This is a genomic window from Thioclava sp. L04-15 (assembly GCF_002020275.1).
GTDB lineage: Bacteria > Pseudomonadota > Alphaproteobacteria > Rhodobacterales > Rhodobacteraceae > Thioclava > Thioclava marina.
This window is the reverse complement of sequence record NZ_MPZW01000001.1, coordinates 461,477-484,588: the sequence shown is the minus strand read 5'-3', so window position 1 is coordinate 484,588 and position 23,112 is coordinate 461,477. Positions and strand designations below refer to the sequence as shown.

Annotated in this window: 23 protein-coding genes and 1 tRNA gene; 12 read left to right on the top strand and 12 right to left on the bottom strand. The window is 63.4% G+C overall.

What is annotated here, in order from left to right; genetic code table 11:
* Positions 1-14: 14 nt before the first annotated feature.
* The 4 genes from BMI90_RS02440 to BMI90_RS02425 form a co-directional block, all read right to left on the bottom strand.
* Positions 15-1,226, bottom strand: coding sequence for a UbiH/UbiF family hydroxylase (locus BMI90_RS02440; protein WP_078525588.1), 1,212 nt, complete (start codon positions 1,224-1,226; stop codon positions 15-17).
* Positions 1,227-1,316: 90 nt separating this feature from the next.
* Positions 1,317-1,499 carry a hypothetical protein gene (locus tag BMI90_RS02435; RefSeq protein WP_078525586.1) on the bottom strand — a complete coding sequence of 61 codons (183 nt, stop codon included), beginning with the start codon at positions 1,497-1,499 and terminating at the stop codon, positions 1,317-1,319.
* A 178-nt stretch (positions 1,500-1,677) separates the two neighbouring features.
* Positions 1,678-1,905: a hypothetical protein gene (locus BMI90_RS02430; RefSeq protein ID WP_038077038.1), complete on the bottom strand. Its 228-nt coding sequence runs from the start codon at positions 1,903-1,905 to the stop codon at positions 1,678-1,680.
* Between the two features lie 112 nt (positions 1,906-2,017).
* On the bottom strand, positions 2,018-2,692 hold the full coding sequence (locus tag BMI90_RS02425; RefSeq protein WP_078525585.1) for a pyrimidine 5'-nucleotidase: 675 nt from the start codon (positions 2,690-2,692) through the stop codon (positions 2,018-2,020).
* A 94-nt stretch (positions 2,693-2,786) separates the two neighbouring features.
* Between BMI90_RS02425 and BMI90_RS02420 the strand changes: the two genes are divergently transcribed.
* A complete protein-coding gene (locus tag BMI90_RS02420) occupies positions 2,787-3,440 on the top strand; it encodes a GntR family transcriptional regulator (RefSeq protein WP_078527172.1) in 654 nt (217 codons plus the stop codon).
* On the opposite strand, the gene BMI90_RS02415 is transcribed toward BMI90_RS02420, so the two are convergent.
* Both BMI90_RS02415 and carA read right to left on the bottom strand, forming a co-directional pair.
* Entirely contained in the window at positions 3,441-5,495 is a 2,055-nt protein-coding gene (locus BMI90_RS02415; RefSeq protein WP_078525583.1) for a glycosyltransferase family 2 protein, read from the bottom strand.
* A 94-nt stretch (positions 5,496-5,589) separates the two neighbouring features.
* On the bottom strand, positions 5,590-6,756 hold the full coding sequence (carA, locus tag BMI90_RS02410) for a glutamine-hydrolyzing carbamoyl-phosphate synthase small subunit (RefSeq protein WP_078525581.1): 1,167 nt from the start codon (positions 6,754-6,756) through the stop codon (positions 5,590-5,592).
* 172 nt (positions 6,757-6,928) lie between these two features.
* On the opposite strand from carA, the gene BMI90_RS02405 reads away from it, so the two are divergent.
* The 3 genes from BMI90_RS02405 to BMI90_RS02395 all read left to right on the top strand — a co-directional run bounded on the left by BMI90_RS02405 (position 6,929) and on the right by BMI90_RS02395 (position 8,154).
* Complete coding sequence (locus BMI90_RS02405) at positions 6,929-7,393, top strand: GatB/YqeY domain-containing protein (RefSeq protein WP_078525580.1); 465 nt, start codon at positions 6,929-6,931, stop codon at positions 7,391-7,393.
* A gap of 96 nt (positions 7,394-7,489) precedes the next feature.
* Positions 7,490-7,672 carry a DUF3008 family protein gene (locus tag BMI90_RS02400; RefSeq protein WP_078525578.1) on the top strand — a complete coding sequence of 61 codons (183 nt, stop codon included), beginning with the start codon at positions 7,490-7,492 and terminating at the stop codon, positions 7,670-7,672.
* Positions 7,673-7,779: 107 nt separating this feature from the next.
* Positions 7,780-8,154 (top strand): hypothetical protein, encoded by a 375-nt coding sequence (locus BMI90_RS02395; RefSeq protein ID WP_146671190.1) that lies wholly within the window; start codon positions 7,780-7,782, stop codon positions 8,152-8,154.
* Here the strand turns inward: BMI90_RS02395 and BMI90_RS02390 are convergent, their stop codons facing one another.
* The 4 genes from BMI90_RS02390 to lipB all read right to left on the bottom strand — a co-directional run bounded on the left by BMI90_RS02390 (position 8,155) and on the right by lipB (position 12,148).
* Positions 8,155-8,691, bottom strand: coding sequence for a DUF2244 domain-containing protein (locus BMI90_RS02390; protein WP_078525575.1), 537 nt, complete (start codon positions 8,689-8,691; stop codon positions 8,155-8,157).
* Positions 8,692-8,763: 72 nt separating this feature from the next.
* Positions 8,764-10,437, bottom strand: coding sequence for a cytochrome c oxidase subunit I (gene ctaD, locus BMI90_RS02385; RefSeq protein WP_078525573.1), 1,674 nt, complete (start codon positions 10,435-10,437; stop codon positions 8,764-8,766).
* A 493-nt stretch (positions 10,438-10,930) separates the two neighbouring features.
* Complete coding sequence (locus tag BMI90_RS02380) at positions 10,931-11,365, bottom strand: c-type cytochrome (protein ID WP_078525572.1); 435 nt, start codon at positions 11,363-11,365, stop codon at positions 10,931-10,933.
* A gap of 105 nt (positions 11,366-11,470) precedes the next feature.
* Positions 11,471-12,148, bottom strand: coding sequence for a lipoyl(octanoyl) transferase LipB (lipB, locus tag BMI90_RS02375; RefSeq protein ID WP_078525570.1), 678 nt, complete (start codon positions 12,146-12,148; stop codon positions 11,471-11,473).
* A 202-nt stretch (positions 12,149-12,350) separates the two neighbouring features.
* Here lipB and BMI90_RS02370 point away from each other — a divergent pair, with 202 nt between their 5' ends.
* The 8 genes from BMI90_RS02370 to BMI90_RS02335 all read left to right on the top strand — a co-directional run bounded on the left by BMI90_RS02370 (position 12,351) and on the right by BMI90_RS02335 (position 21,859).
* A complete protein-coding gene (locus BMI90_RS02370; protein ID WP_078525569.1) occupies positions 12,351-14,027 on the top strand; it encodes a peptidoglycan-binding domain-containing protein in 1,677 nt (558 codons plus the stop codon).
* Positions 14,028-14,156: 129 nt separating this feature from the next.
* A tRNA-Leu gene (locus BMI90_RS02365) sits at positions 14,157-14,243 on the top strand.
* A gap of 210 nt (positions 14,244-14,453) precedes the next feature.
* Positions 14,454-16,715, top strand: coding sequence for a Hint domain-containing protein (locus BMI90_RS02360; protein WP_078525567.1), 2,262 nt, complete (start codon positions 14,454-14,456; stop codon positions 16,713-16,715).
* 105 nt (positions 16,716-16,820) lie between these two features.
* The gene (locus BMI90_RS02355) at positions 16,821-17,924 is read left to right on the top strand and encodes an ABC transporter ATP-binding protein (protein WP_078527170.1); all 1,104 of its coding nucleotides are present in this window, start codon (positions 16,821-16,823) and stop codon (positions 17,922-17,924) included.
* Between the two features lie 111 nt (positions 17,925-18,035).
* Positions 18,036-19,112 (top strand): ABC transporter substrate-binding protein, encoded by a 1,077-nt coding sequence (locus tag BMI90_RS02350; protein WP_078525566.1) that lies wholly within the window; start codon positions 18,036-18,038, stop codon positions 19,110-19,112.
* Between the two features lie 179 nt (positions 19,113-19,291).
* Positions 19,292-19,660, top strand: a complete 369-nt coding sequence (locus tag BMI90_RS02345) for a DUF2314 domain-containing protein (protein WP_158521690.1) — start codon at positions 19,292-19,294, stop codon at positions 19,658-19,660.
* A 17-nt stretch (positions 19,661-19,677) separates the two neighbouring features.
* Positions 19,678-20,937 carry an ABC transporter permease gene (locus tag BMI90_RS02340; protein ID WP_078525563.1) on the top strand — a complete coding sequence of 420 codons (1,260 nt, stop codon included), beginning with the start codon at positions 19,678-19,680 and terminating at the stop codon, positions 20,935-20,937.
* A gap of 10 nt (positions 20,938-20,947) precedes the next feature.
* The gene (locus tag BMI90_RS02335) at positions 20,948-21,859 is read left to right on the top strand and encodes an ABC transporter permease (protein ID WP_078525561.1); all 912 of its coding nucleotides are present in this window, start codon (positions 20,948-20,950) and stop codon (positions 21,857-21,859) included.
* Here BMI90_RS02335 and BMI90_RS02330 read toward each other — a convergent pair.
* Entirely contained in the window at positions 21,848-22,261 is a 414-nt protein-coding gene (locus BMI90_RS02330) for a DUF1810 domain-containing protein (RefSeq protein ID WP_078525560.1), read from the bottom strand. The two genes, BMI90_RS02335 and BMI90_RS02330, sit on opposite strands and share 12 nt — an antisense overlap.
* 19 nt (positions 22,262-22,280) lie before the next feature.
* Positions 22,281-23,093 (bottom strand): capsular polysaccharide synthesis protein, encoded by an 813-nt coding sequence (locus tag BMI90_RS02325; RefSeq protein ID WP_078525558.1) that lies wholly within the window; start codon positions 23,091-23,093, stop codon positions 22,281-22,283.
* Positions 23,094-23,112: the final 19 nt, after the last annotated feature.

Genomic DNA, 23,112 nt, shown 5'->3' with positions numbered 1-23,112 from the left:
GGCCCCCTTGCGATTCAGCGCACCCCGAGCCCCGCCCGCATCAGCGTCTTGCGTACGGGCTTGAGCGAATAGAGCGCGCCCAGAACGCCTGCGCGCAGATCGCGCAGCGGGCGCGCCTCGACCATGGAGGCCCGGTTGAGCAGGTCGATCCCGATCTCGCGGGCCTTCACCTCGGGCCAGCGGCGGCGGTGATAGGCGTCGAGCATCTTCGCCTCGCCCAGATGTGCCGGATCTTCCTCTGCCAGTTTCAAAAGGAAGGTGAGATCGGCGAGGCTCATGTTGAGCCCCTGCGCGCCGATTGGCGGGATCACATGCGCGGCTTCCGCGATCAGCGCCACGCGCTGCGCCGAGAACCGATCCGCGATCTGGGTCATCATCGGCCAGACCGCGCGGCGGGTCACCAGCTTGAGCGGGCCCAGAATACCGGTCGAGCGCTCCATCATCGCCGCCTCGAAGTCTTCGACGGGCAGGGCGGCGAGGCGCTCGGCTTCGGCCGCGCGTTCCATCCAGACGATGGCTGAGGAGGGCGAGCCGTCGCGGTCGGGCAGGGGCACCAGCGTGAAGGGGCCGCCCGAGCGGTGGATCTCGGTCGAGACATTGCCATGCGGGATTGGATGCGTGACCGAGAAGGCCAGCGCCTTCTGCCCGTAGCGGACCGTCTTGATGCCGATCCCGGCAGCTTCGCGCACGAAGGAGTTGCGACCGTCCGCGGCCACGACGAGCCGCGCGCGCACATGGGTGCCATCGGACAGTGTCACCTCGGCCCCGCTCTCTCGGGTCACGAGCCCGGTGGTCGACACGCCGGGGCGGAAATCGACCTGCGGGATCTCGGCCAGATGCGCGACCATCTCGCGGCGCAAAAGCCAGTTCGGGAAGTTCCAGCCAAAGGGCTCGTCGGAGAGGTCGGCCGCGTCGAAATCGCGGGTCAGGCGCGCTTCATGTTCCTCGCCGCCCGCGTCGATGATGCGCATGATCTGCAACGGTGCCGCATGGGGGGCGAGCCGTGCCCAGAGACCCGAAGCCTCGAGCACGCCGCGCGAGGGATGCAGGAAGGCGGTGGAGCGCATATCGGCCCCGCTTGCGCCTTCCTCGGTCACGGGCGGGGTGGGATCGACGCAGATCGTGGTGAAGCCCGCGCTTCCGAAGGCCGCTGCCGCAGTCAGGCCCGCGACGCCGCCCCCGGAGATCAGGATATCGGTCTCGAGGATCTTGGATTGCTCAGACATGGCTCGCCTCCGGCTGTTGCGCGCATACCATGCCGCGCGCGCCCTCAAGAGGCAATCGCCTGAACCGCCCTGCGGCGATCCTTCGCGGCGTCAACTGATCGAGATGCCGATGAGGGTGACGAAGATCGCCAGCGTCAGGATAACCATCCAGACCGTGAGGCCGAGCAGGCCGTAAAGGGCGGTGCCGACGACAAGGCCGAGCACGATGATCGCGGCGATGATGTAGAAGGTGACGGGGCTGGTGGTGTCAGCGGGGGTTGCGGTGGCGCTCATGATGTCCTCCAAGGCAAGACAGGGGAAAAAGTCTGTCGCGCATACATGTTATATTATGACATAACTTTTCGGACAGGGCGCATCTTGTCGCATGTTGAAGGCCCGGATCTGGCGATCCGGGCCTTGGCCGCTTGCGCGGAAAAAACGGTGCTTTGGCCGAGAGGCCAGTCGCGACGGCTCAGCCGCCGGCGGTCATCACCACCAGAACGGCAAGCATGATCCAGGTGGCGCCAACGGCCCAGAGGATCAGGCCACCGAGGCCCATGATGGCGGTCATGCCAGCAGCGAGGCCGAGGATCACGAGCGCGAGCGTGTACATGAAGCCACGCGAAACCTCTTTCGCGTCGGTGTCGTGGTGGTCGGCAACGTAGGTCGCCGCGCCGGTGTCGGCGGTCGTCATGGTCATAATCGAATCTCCCGAGACTATCTCCCTGATAGCCACATCGACTTATCGACCCGGGGACGTCGTTTAAAGACACAACCCCGTGCCAAATTGTCGCATCTGTGTCACATTCGGGTCAGGTTTTCGCGAGATTGGCGAGGAACCGCGCAAGATCGTCCGTATGGTGATGGATGTGCTCCTCGGGCGCGGGCGTCGGGGCCACATGCACCGTCTTCATCCCGATCGCGTGGGGGTGGCGCAAGTTGCGGGTGTCGTCCTCGAACATCGCGCCGCGCTCGGGCGTGATGCCAGCGCGCGCAAAGACCGTATCAAAGGCCTGCGGGTGGGGCTTGGGGTGGAATTCGGCATGCTCGACCCCGAAGATCCCGTCGAAGAGCCCGCTGAGCCCGCGCGCTGCGAGAACCCGCTCGGCATAGGGCGCCGATCCATTGGTGTAGACGATCTTGCGCCCCGGAAGCGCCGCGATCCCTGCACGCAGTGCGGGGTCGGGTTGCAGGTGATCGAGCGAGATTTCGTGGACTTCGTGCAGATAGGGCGCAGGGTCCACATCGTGTTCGTGCATCAGCCCGGCGAGCGTCGTGCCATAGAGCTTCCAGTAATGATCGCGCAGGTGATCGGCTTCAAGACGATCCACGCCAAGCGAGCGCATCACGTAATCGGTCATCTTCACCTCGATCTGGTCGAAGAGGCGCGCCGAGGGCGGATAGAGCGTGTTGTCGAGGTCGAAGACCCAGTCGGTGACGTGGTCGAAATCGAGACCCGGATTGGCTTGAGGGCGAGGCGTTGTCATGGCGCGCAAGCTAAGCGGGAGGCCGGCGGAGCGCAATCTGCTTGTCACGGGATGGGGCGCGCGCCTAATCTTGCCGCAAGACAAGGCAGGACAGATGCAAAAAGACGCCTATACCCTCATTCTCGAAGCGATCGACGAAGGGATCTACCGTCCCGGCGACCGGCTCGTGGAGTCCGAACTGGCTGAACGTTTCGGGGTGTCTCGCACCCCCGTGCGCGAGGCGCTGCAACGGCTTGAAACCCAACAAATGCTGGCGCGAGACGGGCGTTCCCTGATCGTGGCATCGCTCGATCACAACCAGTTGGCAGAGCTTTACGTTGTGCGCGCCGAACTTGAGGCGCTGGCCGCACGACTGGCCGCCAAGCATGCCGCCCCCGAAGAGGTGCGCGTGCTTCAGAACATGATCGACGAGGATCGCGGTCAGCTCGAGGATCCCGAGGCGCTGAGCCGGGCGAACCGGCGGTTCCACCACCAGATCCACCTCGCCTCGCACAATCGTTACCTCGTCCAGCAGCTCGATCTCGTGCATCGCTCCATGGCGCTGCTGGCGACGACCTCGCTGGCGGTGAAAGGACGCGGTATGGCCGCACTCGACGAGCATCAGGCGATTGTCGATGCGATCCGGGATGGCGATGGTGAAGCCGCGGCGCAGGCGTTGCGCGCGCATATCTCGCGCGCGTTCGAGACGCGTCTCAAGCTCGACGCCACGCGCCATGGCACGGCGGGGCATTGGGCCGAAGCGCTCTGATCAATCGATGAGCGGTGCGCGCGCGGTGCGGGTCCGGGCCGTGCGGGCCCGCGCGGTCGCTGCGCGGATCGCGGGCAGCAATGTCGAGCGGGTGGCCTCTTGCTGAAGAGTGCGTGCCTGGCCGGCATCGAAGATCCCGTGATGCGTCTTGTCCCAGTAGAAAGGTTTCGCGATCAGTTCGTAGAGCGCCTTCCAGCCTGCCAGCGCGCCGAGCGGGAAATAGAGATGCAGTGTGGGCACCCACTTGATCAGGTGACGATGTGTCCTGCCGCGCGTGGCCCAAACCCCTGCGAGGATCGAGACCACCTCGGACAGAAGGAAGGTGCCCATCACCGCGAGAAAGGCGGGCTCGGGCAGAACGCTCGTGATCGGATGCCAGAACCCGAGAAGCGCAAGCCAGAAGCTCCAGAGAACAGGTGCGAGCACATATTGCGAGAGCGAACCGAGAATCAGGATCTGCACCCCGATGAAGCGTTTGGCGCCCAATTCGCGCCAGAGCCTGCGCGGATTGCGCATATGCACCGCCCAGGTCATCGCATACCCCTTGAGCCAGCGTGAGCGCTGCTTGACCCAGGGCAACGCGCGGCAGTTGGCCTCCTCGTAGGTGACGGCGGGGATCAACTCGGTGCGATAGCCGTGCCGCGCCAGCCGCACGCCCAGATCGGCGTCCTCGGTTACGTTATGCGCATCCCAACCGCCCAGGCGTTCCAGCGCTTCGCGGCGGAAAAACAGGGTGGTTCCGCCCAAGGGCACGACGAAGCCCAGCCGCGCGAGACCAGGCAGGAAGGCGCGGAACCAGACCGCGTATTCTATGGTGAAACAGCGCGCGAGCCAGTTGGTGCGCGGGTTGTAATAGTCGAGGATGCCTTGCAGGCACGCGACCTCGGGCGGGGCGGCCGCGAAATGGCGGGCAACGATCTGGAGCTGGTCGGGGTCGGGGGCGTCCTCGGCATCCCAGACACCGATCACCGAGCCGCGACAGAAGCTCAGCGCGTAATTCAACGCGCGCGGCTTGGTCTTGATCGGTCCGTCGGGTACGGTCACGACCCGCATCCAGCGCGGCAGGCGACGCCCCGCGAGCGCGACACGGGTCATCTGATCGGTTTCCTCGACCACCAGCACGATATCGAGCAATTCGCGCGGATAGCGCAGCCGCCCGAGCCGCTCGATCAGGCGCGGCGCGATGTCGGTCTCATGGAAAAGCGGCACCATCACCGAGATGACCGGGAGGAGCGGCGGAGCGCCATGGCGGGGCTGAGGTTCGCTCAAGGCGCGCGCGCGGCGCTGCGCGGAGATCTCGCTGGTGACGGCGGCGAGTTTGAGCGCCATCGCGGTCACCAGCGTCAGCATCGTCCAGAGAAAAAGCACCCACATCACCGCCTGCGGCGCGATCAGCAGGCCGAGAATCGAGCTGCCCGCGAAGCCCGCTGCAATCAATGCGGTGCGGCGTTCGTTGCGACTGCGGCAGCTTTCTGCAGGATCGACCTTGGTCTCCGCGCGGCGGATCAGGGCGGTCTGTCGGCGCACGAGCAGGCTTTCATGCACGTCGCGCTCGGGTGCGATCATCATCCGGTAGGGTGCGAAGCGCGCCGGCAAGCTATCGCGCAGGCGCAGGAACGCCTCGGGACGCGCGGTGGCGATCAGGGTGACACCGCCGACCCGCCGCCAGGGCACCATCGCATGAGCCAGGCATCGCTCGGCCCCGATCGCGTCGATCAGCCGGGGGTCGGGGGGCTCCTGATACAGATCTACGACCGAGCTTTGCCACTGCAGCGCCAGCGCCGCCATCAGGTCGGCCTCGTTCACCCAGCCATGGCTGAGCAGGATGTCCCCGAGGCGCACATCCTCGCGCTTGCGCAGGGCGACGGCCTTGAGGAGGTTGCCCGGCTCGATCGCGTTCATCTCGAGCAGAAGCTGACCGAGCGGTTTGCGGCGCGTCGGATCGGACTTTTGCGACCCCGCGCGCAGAGGTTTGCCCTCCGGCGTCGATGCGCGCGCGTGCGCAGCCGACGGCGCCGCCGGCGAATCGACGATCCTGAGCGGCGTCGAGCCCATGTCCAACCTCGTATCTGTCCCGCCGGACAAGATGCGCGCGGATGGTTAATGTATCGTTAACACGAAAGGGGACCCGATATGGGTGTGTCGTCGATCAGGCGCTCTTGCGGGCGCGCATGGCCTCGGCGAAACGCTCGAACAGGTAGTAGCTGTCCTGCGGACCGGGGCTTGCCTCGGGGTGATACTGCACCGAGAAGACCGGGCGGCTTTCCATCGAGATCCCGCAATTCGAACCGTCGAAGAGTGAGATATGAGTCTCGGCGACGCCCTTGGGCAGGGTCTGGCTGTCGACCGCGAAGCCGTGGTTCATCGAGGTGATCTCGACCTTGCCGGTGGTGAGATCCTTCACCGGGTGGTTTGCGCCGTGGTGGCCGTGATTCATCTTGATCGTCTTTGCGCCGAGCGCCAGCGCCAGCATCTGGTGGCCGAGGCAGATACCGAAGACCGGCACCTCGGTTTCCAGAACGCCTTTGATCATCGGCACGGCATATTCGCCAGTCGCCGCCGGATCGCCCGGGCCGTTCGAGAGGAACACGCCATCGGGGTTGAGCGCGAGCACCTCTTCGGCGGTCGCGGTCGCGGGCAGGACGGTCACGTCGCAGCCCGCCGAGGCGAGGCAGCGCAGGATATTGCGCTTGGCGCCGAAGTCGATGGCGACGACCTTGAGATCATTGCCCACGGCTTTCTTGTAGCCATCGGGCCAGGCCCAGCGCATTTCGTCCCAGCGATAGCTCTGCGCGCAGGTCACATCCTTGGCGAGATCGAGGCCGACGAGGCCCTTCCACTCGCGCGCCTTCTTCACCAGCGCTTCGATATCGAAGATCCCGTCGGGATGGTGTGCGATCGCCACATGCGGCGCGCCCTGCTGGCGGATCGCGCGGGTCAGGCGACGGGTGTCGACGCCGCCGATACCGATCCGGCCACGCTTTTCCAGCCAGTCGACGAGGTTCTCGGTGGCGCGCCAGTTCGAAGGCTCGGTCGGGTCCCATTTCACGATCATGCCGGCGGCCACGGGATCGCCGGTCTCGTCGTCATCGGGGTTCACGCCGACATTGCCGACATGGGGGAAGGTGAAGGTCACGACCTGGCCCGCATAGGAGGGATCGGTCATGATTTCCTGATAGCCGGTCATCGCGGTGTTGAAGACCAGTTCGGCCACCGTATCCCCGGTTGCACCGAAGCCCTTACCATAGAAGAGCTGACCATCGGCGAGCGCGATCAGCGCGGTGGGCTTTTCCGATGCGGACTGGCTGGCAGGCATGGCGCGACTCCCCCGAGGTCAAAATTCGCCGGAACCTAGACGGCTCCCGCGCGCGGGTCAAGGCCCTGCGACAGATTTGTCTTTTCCATATTTTCAATGAGTTGCAAACGTTGTGCGCGTTTCGCAATACAGCTATTCTGACGCCTTGACGCAAGTAGGGACACGAGAACCGATGGAAATGCGCGAAAAGATCGCCGCCGCGCTGAAAACGGCGATGAAGGAAAAGGATCAGGAGCGCCTCTCGACGCTGCGACTGATCAATGCCGCCATCAAGGACCGCGAGATCGCGATGCGCTCCGAAGGGGAGGGCGACGGTACCGTGGGGGATGCCGAAGTGCTCGCGATCATGGGCAAGATGGTCAAGCAGCGTCAGGAAAGCGCGCGCGCCTATGAAGAAGGCGGGCGGCTTGAACTGGCCGAGAAGGAACAGGCCGAGATCAAGGTGATCGAGGAGTTCCTGCCCCGCCAGCTCAACGAGGACGAGGTCAAGGCTGCGATCGACGCTGCAATCGCCAAGCTTGGCGCGAACTCGATCCGCGACATGGGGAGAGTGATGGCCGAACTGAAGGGCCAATATACTGGCCAGATGGACTTCTCGAAGGCCGGGCCTATGGTGAAGGACTGCCTCGCCTCATAAGCGATGGGCGGTGTGCCGCCATGCGGGAGATAAGCTTGGAACAGCGCCCCTTCGGGGGCGTTTTTCTTTTCGCAACTCATGCGGAAAGGAGACGACATGAAGGCACAATCTCAAATCCAGCAGAAAGCGGCAGGGGCGGCGCTCGCGGCCAAGCGCGGGGAGGCCAAGGTCAAGGATCTGCAAGGCGCCTCGAAGGACATGTACGAGACGATGACCGAAGGCGAGCTCGAGGAAATGGCCGGGACCGCGCGCAGAGATCTGCCTGAGCGCAAGAGCTGAGCTCGCCGGATCGGGCGCAGGCCCTATAGTCTCGATCGCGTAACGAGTGGAGGAGAAGGATGCGTCGGGTTTGCGCCGTAACGATAGGCTTGTCAGTCGCGTGTGTCTTGGTTTCAGGCTGCGTGCCGACGGCGGGGCCGGACGATCTCAAGCGCAGCTATCCGGACCGGCAGCTCTTTCATTTCCATTCTGCCATTGCCGGGGGCGAGATCAGTTATCTCTGCGCCCCCGGTGAGACCGATGCGGCGACGAAAGCGCGTGCGGCCAAGGCGCATGCCGCTTATGAGGCCGAGGTCCGACGCTACGGCGACACCTTCGCGGAGGCACTGGTCGGGGCGCTGCAATCTGGGGCCACGCCGGGCACGGCCGCGAACAAGGTCAATAGCGAGAGCGACGCCTGGGCGCGCGCGGCGGCGCTGGAGATCGAGTCGGATTTTCAATGCCTGCCAGTCGCAGCTCCCGGTGTTGGGTTGGGAGACTGATCAGGACGCTGCAGGCGCGCGCGCCTGATCGAGCCGCAGCTGCAATTCGCGGTGAAGCTGGCGACGTTCTTCCGGGGTGAGAAAAGCGCCGATCTCGACTTCGCGGGTACCGCCACGCAAAGTCAGGTAGTCCGGCACCGGCCCTCCTGACGGGTGCATCTCGACGCGGACCCAATGCGGGTTGGCTTCCCAATCGCGCGGTCGCTTGCCCGGATCGTGCCGGATCAGGTGCAGTTCGGGCCCGCGAAAACTGAGCACTTCGAGTACCTCACCGGTGCGGTAGCTGTGCGAGATCGCCCACCACACGCCTGCCACGGCCAGCGCGATGAAGGGCAACAGCCACCACAGTTCGACCCGTCCCAGCACCGCGAAAAGCGGCAGGCTGATCATGGCGACGGTCGCAACGATGAAGAAGACGAAGCCTTTGCGCGGCAGCGAGCGATAAGGCCATAGATGCAGTTGATCGGCTGCGGTCGTGCTGTCGGAGGCAGGCGATGGCACGGCGTGGCCTTCAGCATCTGTCCAGCGATAGGGCATGTCTTGGGCTCCCTTTGTCAAACGGCCCCGGAGCGATCCGGGGCCGTTTTCGTTATCAGGAGATGAAGATCGCTAGTGCGCGTGGGCGTGATCCCAGTCCTCACGCTTGGGGAGCTGCTCGAAAGTGTGCTCCGGCGGCGGGGAGGGCAGGGTCCACTCCAGCGTATCGGCGTATTCGTTCCAGTAGTTGTTCTCGGTGACGCGCTTGCCCTTGAAGAGGGTGTAGAACACGATGCCGATGAAGAACACGAAGCTGGCAAACGAGATGAACGCGCCGATCGAGCTGATGTAGTTCCAGGTGGCGAAAGCCTCCGGATAGTCGATATAGCGGCGCGGCATGCCCTGGCGGCCGAGGAAGTGCTGCGGGAAGAAGATCAGGTTCGACCCGATGAACATCATCCAGAAGTGCAGCTTGCCGGCCCATTCCGGGTATTGGCGACCCGACATCTTGCCGATCCAGAAGTAGATCCCGGCGAAGATGGCGAAGACAGCCCCCAGCGACATCACGTAGTGGAAGTGCGCCACGACGTAATAGGTGTCGTGATAGACACGGTCGAGCGGCGCCTGGCTCAGCACCACGCCGGTCACGCCGCCGACGGTGAAGAGGAACAGGAAGCCGATCGCCCAGAGCATCGGCGTCTTGAACTCGATCGAGCCGCCCCACATCGTCGCGATCCAGCTGAACACCTTCACGCCCGTGGGGACCGCGATAACCATCGTCGCCACCATGAAGTAGCTCTGCTGGGTCAGCGACAGGCCGACCGTGTACATGTGGTGCGCCCAGACGACGAAGCCCAGAACACCGATCGCCACCATGGCGTAGACCATCGGCAGGTAGCCAAAGACGGGCTTGCGCGAAAAGGTCGCGATGACGTGGCTGATGATGCCGAAGCCCGGCAGGATGATGATGTACACTTCCGGGTGTCCGAAGAACCAAAGGATGTGTTGATACAGGATCGGATCACCGCCGCCCGACGGGTCGAAGAAGGTGGTGCCGAAGTTGCGGTCCATCAGCAGCATCGTGATCGCGCCCGCCAGAACCGGCAGCGAGAGCAGGATCAGCCAAGAGGTCACGAAGATCGACCAGGCGAAGAGCGGCACCTTGTGCAGCGTCATGCCCGGTGCGCGCATGTTCAGGAAGGTGGTGATCATGTTGATCGCGCCGAGGATCGAGCTCGCGCCCGAGACGTGCACGGCAAAGATCGCGAGATCCATCGAATAGCCCGCTTCGTTCGTCGAGAGCGGCGGATACAGCACCCAGCCCACGCCCGAACCCGAGCCGCCGCCGCCACCCGGCGCGAGCAGCGAGGCGATGCCGAGGCCGGTGCCCGCGACATAGAGCCAGTAGCTGAGGTTGTTCATCCGCGGGAAGGCCATGTCCGGCGCGCCGATCTGGAGCGGCATGAAGTAGTTGCCGAAACCACCAAAGAGCGCGGGAATCACCACGAAGAACATCATCAGGACGCCGTGATAGGTGATCATCACGTTCCACAGATGACCGTCAGGCGTACATTCCTCCGCCGCGTTGGCGACGAAGCGCGCCCCTTCGGCGCACATGTACTGCACGCCCGGCTCCATGAGCTCGAGGCGCATATAAACGGTGAAAAGGACCGATATCAGCCCCACCGCGCCTGCGGTGAAGAGATACAGAATCCCGATATCCTTGTGGTTGGTGGACATGAACCAGCGCGTGAAGAACCCACGCGTGCCATGCGCACCCTCGCCGTGAACGGCTGCGTCCGCCATAGTGATCTCCCATTTCTCCCAACAGACCCGGGTCTCCCGTCCCGATTGGCCTGAATAGCCGGAGGTTAGGAGCGAATTCCGAGCAGGGCAAGGATTTCACGCACATAGCTGTGAAAAATTGTCGCATCACCGTGGCCGAGGGGCACAGGCAAGTCCGCGAGAGCATCTTCGCGAGGTCTGGCGCGGCCGTCATGGTGGTGAGCGTTCTGGTCAACCGTATCTCAAGAAGAACAACGAAGAGGATGGCTAATGAGGTCGCGTCGGTCCGCAGGGGCGCTTGGCTCCAAAGAGTTTGATTTCGGCGATCAGACCAGCGCCGATGACGATATGAGTGAGTTACCCCTTTGCCGCGCGTCCGATGGCACGAACCGCGCCGAAGGGAGGATGACCGCCATCGTCAGGATGAGGCGTTCTCTCGGGAAATGAGCCAGCTCTTGAATGCAAAAAGGCGGGCCTGCCGGCCCGCCTCGATCAGCTCTCCGCGGTTTGCGGATTACTTGTTTGCCGGATTGTCGGGCGAAACGTCTGCCGAGCCGAGATAGGCGGCGACGTCTTCCTGATCTTTCTTCTGCTTGTAGCTCATGCCCGATTTTGCTTTCGGGTCGCCGGTCTGCTCCTCGAGGAATTTCGAGGGATCGGTGATGTATTCGGCGATCAGCTCTTCGGTCCAGACGGCGCCGGTCGCGGCGTATTCCTTGATGCCATCTTTGTAGCTGAAGCCCTCTTCCGACGCGACCGGACGGCCGACGACGTTATAGAGGTTCGGGCCGACCTTGCCGCCCTTGAAGATCGCCGTCCCGTCCGGGGCGATAATCGAGTGGCAGGCCTTGCACTTCTTGAATTCCTTCTCGCCCTTGGCGGCGTCACTCGCGAAAGCGGGTGCGGCAAGGGAGACTGCGGCGATCGTGGCAATCAGGCTGAATTTCATCGCGTCCTCTTTGTTTTTTGCGTTGGCGCGGGTCCTCCCGACCCGGCTTTCACGGGCAGTCACGCTGCCTTGAAGGGGCTTGTAACATGCGTGAGCGGGCCCTTGTCAGCAACTTTCTGTGTTTGTACGTGAGGAATCGCCCATGATGCGGTCGAATGTCGCACGCAACGCGAGGTCAAGATCGACCATAGTCGCGGGAATGCCGAGATCGACCAGGCTTGTGACCCCGTGCTCGCGGATTCCACAGGGGACGATTCCGCTGAAATGCTCGAGCTCGGGCTCGAGATTGATAGAGATTCCGTGAAAGCTCACCCATTTGCGCAGCTTGACCCCGATCGCGGCGATCTTGTCTTCGCGCAGTGCACCGTCGGCCGATCTGGGCTTGTCCGGCCGGGTGACCCAGACACCGACACGACCGTCCCGGATCTCGCCCTTCACGTTGAACTCGGCGAGGGCTGCGATCACCCAGTCCTCGAGCTTGCGCACGAAGCAGCGCACGTCGCGCCCGCGCCTGTTGAGGTCGAGCATGACATAGGCGACGCGCTGACCCGGTCCGTGATAGGTATATTGCCCTCCGCGCCCGGCGTCGTAGACCGGGAAGCGGTCCGGATCGACGAGATCCTCGCGCTTCGCCGAGGTGCCGGCGGTATAAAGCGGCGGGTGTTCGAGCAGCCAGACCATTTCCTCTGCCTCGCCCGCGGCGATCCTGGCAACCCGATCCTCCATGAAGGCGAGCGCCTCCTCGTAAGGCACGGGGGCCTCGCTGATGCGCCATTCAACCATTCTCAACCTCCAGCGCGGGAATTCCTTACCCAACGTCAAAATTTCTTGCCCCTCGTGCGGTTCGGGGCGCAGACTTCACCCATTCGTGAGGTTCGCCGCCACCGCACCGGCCATTTTCAGGGTCGGACCTATCGCGCAGACGAAAACTGGGGACTGCGGGGCGACAGGCAAAACCGGAATTTATTGATTGGAGGGTTCAGGGATGAAACACAAGTTTCTGTTGACGGGGCTTGCCGTGCTGATGGCCACGGGCGGGCCGGGCGCACCGGCGCTCGCGGGCGGGTCCGACATCGTCGGCGGTGTGATCGGCGGCATCATCGGCGGCGCGATCGTGAACGAGGCGAATCGCAGCAACCAGCGCCGGACCACCACGACCACGCGCACCTATGCCGCGCCGCGGGTTTCCTCGGCGCAGCGTGAGGCCAACCGGGAGGTGCAGGTCGCGCTGAACCATTTCGGGTGGAATGTCGGCACGCCCGATGGCTCGCTCGGGCCGAAATCGCGCGCGGGGATTTCGCAATACCAGGCCTTCATGGAATTCCCGATCACCGGCCGGCTCAATGACATGGAGCGCACGATCCTCACCACCGCCTATCAGAAGGCGATGCTGGGCGGTTCGGCGGTGACACAGACGATCTCCGCCCATCCCCAGGGGATGCGCGGGCTGCTTCTGGAAACGCGGGCGCAGATGCTGGGCACGGGCGGGGCGACTTATGCGGGTGGCTCGATCGGAGGGCTGCCGCCGCAGATCTCCGAGGCGGTCTACGAGATCGCACGCAGCTCCAATGTCGAGCCGCAGCAGCTGATCGCGCGCTCGGGCTTCGTTCAGCTGGCGGATTTGAACAATGACGGGCGCACGGATTACCTGCTCGACACCTCGGTGCTTGGCCCGGGCTTCTGGTGCAATGACAAGAGCTGCGCGGTGCGGGTGTTCGCCTCGACCCCGAGCGGTTTCGCGCGCAATGACTTCCAAGCCTATAACGCGAAGCCGGCGATGTTCATCTGCCAGGCGGGCGCGTGCCAGATGACGGGTGACGCGGCGCCAGCGGCGAGCCTGCCTCCAACCACGATGGCCGTGGCCCCGCAGCCGCAGCCGCAAGCGCCCTCCTTCGGTACGCAGTTGGCCGCACAACCGATGCCCGCGTTGCCCTCTTTCGCCGCGATGCCCGAGCCGGTCCCGGTCTCGCTGGCCTCGTATTGCGCGAAGGTCGGGCTGGTGACCTCTTCGAATGGCGGCTTCCTGACCGAGGCGAGCCTCACCGATCCGGGACAGGCGCTGGGTGAGCAGTTCTGCCTCGCGCGGGGCTATGCGATCGACGAAGGAGAGGCGATGGCCGCGAAGATCACCGGCTTCACCCCCGATCAGATCGCCGCGCAATGTCGCGATTTCGGCGCGTTGCTCTCCGATCAGGTCGCGGCGGTCGGCACGACGCCGCAGCCCGCGATGATCGAGAAGGTAAAGGGTTTCGTCGCCGGTTCGGGCATGACCCCCGCGCAGCTGTCGGGCACGGCCAAGGTCTGTCTCTCGGTGGGCTATCGTACAGATGACATGCCGGTCGCGCTTGGCTCGGCACTTGTGCTCGGTGCGATTGGCGAGGGCAGTTATGACGAGCTTGCCGGCCATCACCTGATGCAGGGGATCGGCACCGATGAGCGGCCCGACCTGGCCCTGGGCTGGTACGAATCGGGTATCAAGGCCACGCCGGTCTTCGCGCCGGGCCAACCGGAGCGCAACGGCCTGATCCACAAGGCGGCGCTGATGATGAATGGCCGCGCCGACGCAAGCGCCGCCCCCAAGGCCGCCTCTGGTCCAGCCGCAAGTCTTGCGGGCTTTGCGTCCAAGGCCGCACAGCTGATCGAGACCGCGGCGCCGCAATAAGAGCTAGGCGCGGGTCGGGGTAACTCCGCCTGCGCTCACATGGGGCGAAAAATTCGCGGCAATCCCGAAATACCCCCTTTTCTTCCCCCCGGCCTTTGGCTAATACGCGCCACACCAAGCCAAGACAGTGCGGTCGTGGCGGAATTGGTAGACGCGCAGCGTTGAGGTCGCTGTGGGGTAACTCCCGTGGAAGTTCGAGTCTTCTCGACCGCACCATTCATCCGACAGAGCCCGGGCCAAGTGCCCGGGCTTTGTCGTTTTCGGCGCCTGCGCATCTTCGGCCCCTGAGCATCGCGCCCTCGTCATGCGTTTGAAATGAATGCACGGATTTTCGTAGTCGCTTTAACCAAGTCTTGAAGAACCGCACGCCAATGTTGAACCGGGTATGCCCGCCATGTCGGTGGGCGGTTGCAAGGCGTCGGGCGGATGGCGACTTTCGTCTTCAAAGGGTATTACGGGGAAGATTTCCTCGTCGAGGGCGGTGGCTCGACCGTCTCGGTCGGCTCCCGGCTGATGGTCGATCCCGCCTGGGACGTCGACACCTCTAGTCGAACCTTCAGCTTCACGGATGACGACAGCCATCTTTCGGGCGATAGCGATCCCTACGCCGATGAGAGCGGCAATGATCCGAACCAATATGTCACGGTGACCGGTCCCGACGGCGCGGTGATCGCCTCCGGCAAGGTCTATATCGAAAGCGCCGCGACGCTCGCTGGCCCCGATGGCAGTTCGATCGAGCTTTATGTCCTTGAGGTGAACGGCGTCATTGTCGGCGAAATCACGAGCGCGCCCCTCCAGCCCGGTGTTACCTACGAGGTTACCGCGGTCACGAACACCTCGACCGGTCCGACCTACAATTCGCTCTTCTCGGCCAATTACGATCCAGATGATCCGAATTACATCCGCGGCGGGGTCTACGCGGATTCGCTTCAGGGCGGCGCGCTCAACGACACGATTTCCGCAGGCGCAGGGGCCGATACGATCGACGGCGGCGATGGCAATGATGTCATCTATTACGGCACCGGCGGATCGGATCCGAGCAAAGGTGATCTGGTTCATGGCGGCTCTGGCTCCGATGTCATCGATGACGCCTCGGGTGTCGAATACGATTTCAACGATACGCTCTACGGTGATGCGGGCGATGACACGATCTGGGCCGGCGGCGGCGACGACCATGTCGATGGCGGCGCAGACAATGACCTGATCTTCGGAGAGAGCGGCAATGACACGCTCCTTGGCGGGGCGGGTGACGATACGATCCGGGGTGGCGGCGGGAACGATTCCATCCTCGGCGAAGGCGGGGCGGATTCGCTTCACGGGGATGCGGGCGACGACACCGTCTCGGGTGGTGATGGTGCCGACACGATCTGGGGCGATGGCGGCAACGACCTGCTTTCGGGTGGGGCGGATGACGACAGGTTCCTCTTCGCGGACAGCTGGGGCATCGATGTCGTGCTGGGTGGCGAGACCGTCACCAACGGCACGGATTTCGATCTGCTCGATTTCAGCGCCGTCACCACGAGCGGCATCACCGCGATCTACGGGGGGAGCGAGAGCGGAAGCGTAACGGCGGGCGCCGAAAGGGTCGACTTCTCGGAGATCGAAGGGATCACAGGCAGCGCCCTTTCCGATCGTCTCGATGCATCCGCGAGCGGTGCTGGCGTCTATCTGGACGGCGGCGGCGGTGACGACACGATCACCGGCGGTGCGGGGGATGACATCATCGTCGGTGGAACGGGCGACGACACGCTCTGGAGCGGCGAAGGTGGGGACACGCTCGTTTTCGCCGATGGCGGTGGTGCCGATAAGATCGCTGATTTCGATATGAGCGATGACGGATCGGGCTTCACCACCGATCAACTCGACGTGACGGGGCTGACTGATGCGGCCGGTGCACCCGTGAACGCCTGGGACGTCACCGTCGGGACCGATGCCTCGGGTAACGCGGTTTTGAGTTTCCCCAATGGCGAGAGCGTAACCCTGATCGGAGTTGCGCCCCAGGAGGTCTCGACCGCGCCGCAGCTCCATGCGATGGGCATTCCCTGTTTCCTCGAAGGCACCAGGATTGCGACGCCGCGCGGCCCGTGCTTGGTCGAGGCCTTGCGATCCGGCGACCTGGTCCTCACCCGTGACGGGTCTGCGCAACCGGTGCTCTGGCATGGGGTGCGGGTGCTCTCGGCAAATCAGTTGCGCCACGATTCGCGATTGCGACCGGTCGAGATCCGGGCGGGCGCGTTCGGCAATACCCGCCCGCTGCGCCTTTCGGGTCAGCATTGCCTTTACATTACAGAAGGTTCCGGGGCGCTGGTCCGTGCACGCCATCTTGCCGCCAGTGGCTGGGGCGGGGCGCGGGTGATGCAGGGACGACGACGGGCGCGATATCACCATCTTCTCTTGCCGCGCCACTCCTTGGTGCAAGCCGAGGGCGCGTGGGTCGAGAGCTTCTGGCCCGGGCGACAGGCGATGCGTGCGCTTCCTCGCGACCAGCTCTCGGCCCTTCTGCGCGCCTACCCCCGTCTGACGTTGGTGCTTTGGACTTCCGCCGAGGTTGAATCCGTCTACGGTCCCTCTGCCTACCCTCGAATGACGCTGAGTAAGGTTTCGCGAGAAATGTGCAGGAAATGGTCGCTCCTTGCGCGGGAAATGCCGCAAAGCGGCGGTTTTTCGGGCGGTTCTGTGCTGCGATAGGCTTATGTTCGGAGTTTTTGGATTCCGGGTTGAAATCCAGAATTGCCCTTGCTTTAGTCATATGCACGGGAAATGACCAAAGACAAAAACAACGGGGAGCCCGCTTTGATCAACGCAGCTGACGGCGAAGGATTCGTCGTATTCGACCGCGTGCAAAAAAGCTATGACGGCGAGACGCTCGTCGTGAAGGATCTCAATCTCTCGATCGGCAAGGGTGAATTTCTCACCATGCTGGGGCCGTCGGGGTCGGGCAAGACGACCTGCCTGATGATGCTGGCCGGTTTCGAGACCGCGACCAATGGCGAGATCCGGCTGGATGGCCGCAACATCAACATGGTGCCGCCGCATAAGCGCGGAATTGGCATGGTGTTCCAGAACTACGCACTCTTTCCGCACATGACGGTCGGCGAGAACCTCGCCTTCCCGCTCGAAGTGCGGGGCATGGGCAAGGACGAGCGTGAGACCAAGGTCAAGCGTGCGCTCGACATGGTCCAGATGGGCAACTTCATCAATCGTCGACCGGCGCAGCTTTCGGGCGGCCAACAGCAGCGGATCGCCTTGGCCCGCGCGCTGGTGTTCGATCCCGAACTGGTCCTGATGGACGAACCGCTCGGTGCGCTCGACAAGCAGTTGCGCGAGCATATGCAGTTCGAGATCAAGCACCTTCACGAGACGCTCGGCATCACCGTGGTCTATGTGACCCACGATCAGGGCGAGGCTTTGACGATGTCGGACCGCGTGGCCGTGTTCAACGATGGCCGCATCCAGCAGCTCGCGCCGCCGGATGAGCTTTACGAGCGCCCGCAAAACAGCTTCGTCGCCCAGTTCATCGGCGAGAACAACAAGCTGCCCGGAAAGGTCGAGAGCCTGACGGGGGAGACGTGCACGGTGCGCCTGAGCACGGGCGAACTGATCGATGCGACTGCGGTCAATATCCGCGAATCCGGTCAGGATACGCTGGTGTCGATCCGTCCCGAGCGCGTCGAGTTCAAGCCCGAGATGATGCCTGCGGGCGCCCACACGATCAACGCCGAGGTTCTCGAGGTGATCTATATGGGCGACATCCTTCGCACCCGGATGCGCGTTGCGGGATCGGATGATTTCGTGATGAAATCGCGTAACACGCTCGATCAGGTGCGGCTCAAGGAAGGGGATACCGTCAAGATCGGCTGGCATCCCCAAGACGCCCGCGCTCTCGATCCGATGTGAGCCAAGCATTCCGGGCGCGTGATAGCCGCGCGCCCTGATACGCCACCCGAAGGTGGCCAATCGACGAAACGTCGAGAAAACAACAGACCAACCAACTGGGAGTAACCGAGAATGAAGAAACTTCTGATCCTGAGCACCGCGCTCGCAGGCTTCACCGCTGCCGCCGCACAGGCGGAAAGCGTGACTGTCCTGTCCTGGGGCGGCGCTTACGAGAAGAGCCAGGTCGAGGCCTACAACAAGCCCTTCGCCGAATCGACCGGCATCGACGTGAACATGGAAGCCGCCGACAACCCGGCGACCCCGATCAAGGCGCAGGTCGAGGCGGGCAACGTTTCGGTCGACGTGGCCGACGTTGAGAAATCCGACGCGATCCGCCTGTGCGACGAAGGTCTGCTCGAGCCGCTCGATCCCGACGCGGATCTGGCAGCCGCGCCCGACGGAACCCCGGCTTCGGAAGACTTCATCGATGGCTCCTTCACCGATTGCGGCGTTGCGAACATCGTGTGGTCGACCGTGATGGCCTATAACACCTCGAAGGTCGATGGTTCGCCCGCCACGATCGCGGACTTCTTCGACACCGCGAAATACCCGGGCAAGCGCGGCCTGCGCAAATCGGCCAAGGGCACGCTGGAATTCGCTCTGATGGGCGCGGGCGTCCCGGCGGCGGATGTCTACAAGGAACTGGGCACCCCGGAAGGCGTGGACAAGGCCTTTGCCGAACTCGACAAGATCAAGGGCGATGTCGTGTGGTGGGATGCCGGCGCACAGCCGCCGCAGCTGCTCGCCGATGGCGAGGTCGTGATGTCGACCGCCTATAACGGCCGTATCTTCAACGCCGAGGTCGCTGAAGGTCAGCCCTTCAAGATCGTCTGGGACGGCCAGCTGATGGACTTCGACTTCTTCGTGATCCCGAAAGGCGCGCCGCATATGGACGCCGCGAAGGCTTACCTGAAGTTCGCCACCGAGACCGCGCAACTCGCCAACCAGGCGAAGTGGATCTCCTACGGTCCGGCACGCAAGTCCTCGGCCCCGATGGTCGGCATGTATCAGGACGGCAAGACCGAAATGGGTCCGCACATGCCCACCGCGCCCGAGAACATGGGCAACGCGCTGGTCAACGACTCGGAGTTCTGGGCTGACCACGACACCGAACTGAGCGAGCGCTTCAACGCCTGGCTCGCCGGCTGATGCCACACCGGGCCGCGCGATCATCCCGCGCGGCCCGACTTCTTTCTCTCGCAAGGAAGCGTCTGGCGATGTCGACCCTCCGGATCTTGGCTGCATGCCTCTGCCTTTTGGTGCCCGTCGCGCCACAGGCGGTCCAGGCCGGTGACCCGGTCGTTGGTTACTCAACGAGCGACGCGCAGATGAACGCCGCAATGGCTGCCGCCCGCGAGAGCTATCCCTCCGCCTTCCTCGGCGCGATCCGCGCGCGTGAGGGTGAGGATTTCCTCCTCAAGGCGGGGATCGATACGCCCGGCAACGGGCGCGAGCATATCTGGACCGCACCGATCTCGATCTCCTCGACCGAGATTACGGCGGAGCTCGTCAACGAGCCGGTCTATTTCGAGGGCCATGTCGGTGACGAGATCACCTTCGCGCCCGAACAGATTTCGGATTGGAGCTACCGCCGCGACGGCAAGCTCCATGGCAATTACACGACCCGGGTGATGCTGCCCGAGTTACCCCAGGATGAGGCGGCGCGTCTGCGCGCGATCCTGGCCCCGCTGCCCTGAGCGGCAAAGGAGAGATGATGAGCGACGCCACGATGGAACCAACAGAGCTGAGAACAGCCGACGGCCTGCCGCTCAAGAAAGCGCTGGCGAAATCGCAGGCGCGGGCCAAGAGACGGGCCTTTCTGCTCGTCGCGCCGCTGTTCCTGTTCGTGCTGATCACTTTCGTCGTTCCGATCGGGCAGATGCTGTTCCAGTCGGTTTATAACGACAGTTTCTCTAAGAACGCCCCCGCGCTTGGACAATGGTTTGCCGAGCACCCGCTCGAAGCGCCCATCGACGAGAGCGCCTTTGCCGCGCTGGCCACTGATCTCAAGGAGATGAAGGCGAACCGCACACAAGGCGAAGCTGGCACCCGGATCAACTATGATGTTCCCGGTACGCGCTCGCTCTTCACCTCGACTGCGCGCAAGGCCGACAAGCTGGAGCCGCCCTACAAGGAAGCGATTCTCGACATCAACAAGGGCTGGGAAGATCCGAACCTTTGGCGCGCGATGCGATCCGCGTCGCATCCCTATACGATCGACTTCTACCTCGCCGCGCTCGACATGACCCGCGACCAGGACAACAATATCGTGTCGGTCGACAAGACGCGCTCGATCTATGGCACGCTGTTCACGCGCACGGCGCTCCTGTCGTTGATCATCACCGTGCTGTGCATGCTCCTCGCTTTCCCGATCGCGCACCTGCTGGCCTCGCTGCCGCTGGCGAAATCGAACCTGCTGATGATCTTCGTCCTGCTGCCCTTCTGGACCTCGCTTCTTGTGCGCACGACCTCCTGGATGGTGCTGCTGCAACAACAAGGCGTGCTCAACGACATCATGGTCTGGCTGGGGATCGTCAGCGACAACGGCCGGCTTGAGATGATGTACAACAAGACCGGCACGATCGTCGCGATGACGCACATCCTTCTGCCCTTCATGGTGCTGCCGCTCTATTCGGTGATGCGGACTATCCCGCCGAGCTATGTGCGCGCCGCCCGCAGCCTGGGCGCCACGTCCTGGACCGCGTTCCGCCGCATCTATCTGCCGCAGACCCTTCCGGGGATCGGCGCGGGCGCGCTTCTCGTGTTCATCCTGTCGGTCGGCTACTACATCACCCCCGCCCTTGTCGGTGGTGCAGATGGTCAGCTGATCTCGAACATGATCGCCTTCCACATGCAGAAATCGCTCAACTGGTCGCTGGCGGCCGCACTTGCCTCGCTTCTGCTGGGCGGGGTTCTGGTCCTCTACTGGCTCTATGACCGGCTGGTGGGCATTGACAACATGAAGCTGGGCTGAGGAGAAACACATGGCCGTTCCCGCATATGCAAGCCCGCTCGAGAGAACCTGGCACTACACCTATCTGGTGATCTGTGGCCTGATCTTCTTCTTCCTGATCGCCCCGATCATCGTGATCATTCCGCTCTCGTTCAACGCCGAGCCCTATTTCACCTTCACCGAGAAGATGCTCAGCTTCGATCCGACCGGCTATTCGATGCGCTGGTACGACATGCTCCTGACCTTCGGGATGCAGGAGCCTCAGGCCGAGCGCGGCTGGTCGTGGTGGATGGATGTCTGGCAGCACGCCACCTGGATCGACGTGGCGAAGAACTCGATCATCATCGGTTTCTTCTCGACGATCCTCGCGACCGTGCTGGGCACGCTGGCCGCCCTTGGCCTGTCGCGTCCCGAGATGCCGTTCCGCCGCGCCGTGATGGCGGTCCTGATCTCGCCGATGATCGTGCCGATCATCATCACCGCGACGGGGCTGTTCTTCTTCTACTCCAAGACCGGGCTGGCGCATTCCTATCCGGGCATCATCATGGCCCACGCGACCTTGGGCATTCCCTTCGTCATCATCACGGTGACGGCGACGCTGGTAGGCTTTGACCATTCGCTGAGCCGCGCGGCCGCGAACCTCGGGGCCGATCCGCGCACGACCTTCTTCAAGATCGTGATGCCGCTCATCCTGCCGGGCGTGGTCTCGGGTGCGCTGTTTGCCTTCGTGACCTCGTTCGACGAGGTGGTGGTGGTGCTCTTCGTGGCCGGCTACGACCAGCAGACGATCCCGCGCCAGATGTGGAACGGTATCCGCGAGCAGATCAGCCCCGCGATCCTCGCAGTCGCCACGATCCTCGTCTTCGTGTCGATCGCGCTTCTGACCACGGTGGAACTCCTGCGCCGCCGCTCCGAGCGCCTGCGCGGCATGTCACCGGGCTAAGGCGTCCAGCGTCAACGGGCAACGCTCGCCCTCATAGAACGTTTCAAGGAGCCGGGTGAACACCGGCTCCTTTCCATTTGAGGCGGCCTCGAACAACGTCGCGCAGGAGCGCAGCTTCAGCGCATCGACCGGTCCCATGATCTCCTCGATCGGCGTGTTCGCGTAGGTCAGCACCGCCTCCGACGCCTCCACCAACCGCGCCCGTAGCACCGGGTCGGCGAGATAGTCCCGCGCCTCACCGAGATCCGCGATTCCGTATTCCTTGGCGCGGGGGCTGCGCCCGAGCGCGGCCAGTTGCGGGAAGATCCACCAGATCCAATGCGTTGTCTTGCATCCGTGGCGCAGCTCGCGCAGAGCGGTCGGGTAGTCGCGGGCTTGGGGGGCGTGGAAGCGGATGGTCATGGCAGACTTCCCCTAAGGTTCAAGGCGTTTCCAGTCGGTTAGACAGGCCCGCTTCCACGAAGTTCAAGAGTTTTTCGAATTTTTCAGGCTTGCGCCAATTCAGCTTGTGGACCGGTGATGCCTGAAAAAGAGACGCCATTGTCTCGTCATCGAGATCGCCATTTGCCGCCACGCACGCGCTTTTCAGCCGCCCCGCATCTGAACCTGAAAGCTTGGTCGTCTGCTGCCAGATCGCTGCACAGACCGGGTCCGTCCTCACGAGTTTGTCGAAGTGATAGTGCAAGATGAAATAGGGATAATAAGAAGAGCGCCCCGCGACGCTTGGGTCTGCAAATGAGGCTGGATTGATCGCGCGCCGCAGTTCTTGCGCCGCGCGTGTCCAAAGCGGAGCCGTTTTGTTCAGTTGGCGAGGCGTCCTGAAGTATTCAACGAAAGCGTCGCGCCAACGGGCGATGAGCGGATCACCCTGCTGCGCGGCAAGAAACCAGCTCGAAATAGCCCGGTCTCGATGTTCGTTGTAAAATGCAAAAAATCCTGAGGCTCCCAGGGCGCCCGGGAGCCAAGTGTTCAGATGCGTCGACGGGAGCAGAGTCGCATCAACCCAAACGCCGCCATGCTTTGCCAGAAGGAGAAGGCGAAGGATATCGGATCGGATCTGCATCGATAGACGTGCCGGATCAATCCCCTCGTCCGCGATCAAATCGTCGGATTCGGGGGCAGCGATAAGCTTGACCTCATCCGTCCCGTGGGTTTTTTGCCAGATCCACTGAAGCCGTTGGATCATCCCGGGGGCGTGAGTTATTCCTTGATGCCAGAAAGAGAATACAGCCATGACGGGTATATACCCGCGA

Excerpts from the sequence above, each read along its gene's own strand:
- BMI90_RS02440 (WP_078525588.1), bottom strand. The coding sequence starts at position 1,226 with ATGTCTGAGCAATCCAAGATCCTCGAGACCGATATCCTGATCTCCGGG.
- BMI90_RS02435 (WP_078525586.1), bottom strand. The coding sequence starts at position 1,499 with ATGAGCGCCACCGCAACCCCCGCTGACACCACCAGCCCCGTCACCTTC.
- BMI90_RS02430 (WP_038077038.1), bottom strand. The coding sequence starts at position 1,905 with ATGACCATGACGACCGCCGACACCGGCGCGGCGACCTACGTTGCCGAC.
- BMI90_RS02425 (WP_078525585.1), bottom strand. The coding sequence starts at position 2,692 with ATGACAACGCCTCGCCCTCAAGCCAATCCGGGTCTCGATTTCGACCAC.
- BMI90_RS02420 (WP_078527172.1), top strand. The coding sequence starts at position 2,787 with ATGCAAAAAGACGCCTATACCCTCATTCTCGAAGCGATCGACGAAGGG.
- BMI90_RS02415 (WP_078525583.1), bottom strand. The coding sequence starts at position 5,495 with ATGGGCTCGACGCCGCTCAGGATCGTCGATTCGCCGGCGGCGCCGTCG.
- carA (WP_078525581.1), bottom strand. The coding sequence starts at position 6,756 with ATGCCTGCCAGCCAGTCCGCATCGGAAAAGCCCACCGCGCTGATCGCG.
- BMI90_RS02405 (WP_078525580.1), top strand. The coding sequence starts at position 6,929 with ATGGAAATGCGCGAAAAGATCGCCGCCGCGCTGAAAACGGCGATGAAG.
- BMI90_RS02400 (WP_078525578.1), top strand. The coding sequence starts at position 7,490 with ATGAAGGCACAATCTCAAATCCAGCAGAAAGCGGCAGGGGCGGCGCTC.
- BMI90_RS02390 (WP_078525575.1), bottom strand. The coding sequence starts at position 8,691 with ATGCCCTATCGCTGGACAGATGCTGAAGGCCACGCCGTGCCATCGCCT.
- ctaD (WP_078525573.1), bottom strand. The coding sequence starts at position 10,437 with ATGGCGGACGCAGCCGTTCACGGCGAGGGTGCGCATGGCACGCGTGGG.
- BMI90_RS02380 (WP_078525572.1), bottom strand. The coding sequence starts at position 11,365 with ATGAAATTCAGCCTGATTGCCACGATCGCCGCAGTCTCCCTTGCCGCA.
- lipB (WP_078525570.1), bottom strand. The coding sequence starts at position 12,148 with ATGGTTGAATGGCGCATCAGCGAGGCCCCCGTGCCTTACGAGGAGGCG.
- BMI90_RS02370 (WP_078525569.1), top strand. The coding sequence starts at position 12,351 with ATGAAACACAAGTTTCTGTTGACGGGGCTTGCCGTGCTGATGGCCACG.
- BMI90_RS02360 (WP_078525567.1), top strand. The coding sequence starts at position 14,454 with ATGGCGACTTTCGTCTTCAAAGGGTATTACGGGGAAGATTTCCTCGTC.
- BMI90_RS02350 (WP_078525566.1), top strand. The coding sequence starts at position 18,036 with ATGAAGAAACTTCTGATCCTGAGCACCGCGCTCGCAGGCTTCACCGCT.
- BMI90_RS02345 (WP_158521690.1), top strand. The coding sequence starts at position 19,292 with ATGAACGCCGCAATGGCTGCCGCCCGCGAGAGCTATCCCTCCGCCTTC.
- BMI90_RS02340 (WP_078525563.1), top strand. The coding sequence starts at position 19,678 with ATGAGCGACGCCACGATGGAACCAACAGAGCTGAGAACAGCCGACGGC.
- BMI90_RS02335 (WP_078525561.1), top strand. The coding sequence starts at position 20,948 with ATGGCCGTTCCCGCATATGCAAGCCCGCTCGAGAGAACCTGGCACTAC.
- BMI90_RS02330 (WP_078525560.1), bottom strand. The coding sequence starts at position 22,261 with ATGACCATCCGCTTCCACGCCCCCCAAGCCCGCGACTACCCGACCGCT.
- BMI90_RS02325 (WP_078525558.1), bottom strand. The coding sequence starts at position 23,093 with ATGGCTGTATTCTCTTTCTGGCATCAAGGAATAACTCACGCCCCCGGG.